Genomic DNA, 255 nt, shown 5'->3' with positions numbered 1-255 from the left:
CCACGCGCACCACGCGCGCGCCCGCGTTGTACGCAGCCTTCAGGTCGTGAATCGTGCCGATGCCCGGCAGCAGCAGCGTCGCGATCTGCGCGTGCTCGACGACATCCGCCACCGCTTAGATCCATTCCAGGTCGCTATGCGCGCCGAAGCCGTAGTTGAAGCTCGAACCTTGCAGGCCGTCGCCGTGCGCGACTTCGATGCTGTCCACTTTCGCGCGGTCCAATGCGCGCGCGATGTCCTGCACGTTCTGGATCG

At 65.9% G+C, this 255-nt stretch carries 1 pseudogene; it reads right to left on the bottom strand.

The features are described from left to right. Positions 1-255 (bottom strand): annotated as a pseudogene (locus AB4Y34_RS42445) (4-hydroxy-2-oxovalerate aldolase); the annotation flags it as partial.

Origin of the sequence: Paraburkholderia sp. BR10954, assembly GCF_040965775.1 — a bacterium.
Taxonomy (GTDB): Bacteria; Pseudomonadota; Gammaproteobacteria; order Burkholderiales; family Burkholderiaceae; genus Paraburkholderia; species Paraburkholderia youngii.
Note: the sequence above shows the minus strand (reverse complement) of the source record. Positions and strands in the feature narration are given on the sequence as shown.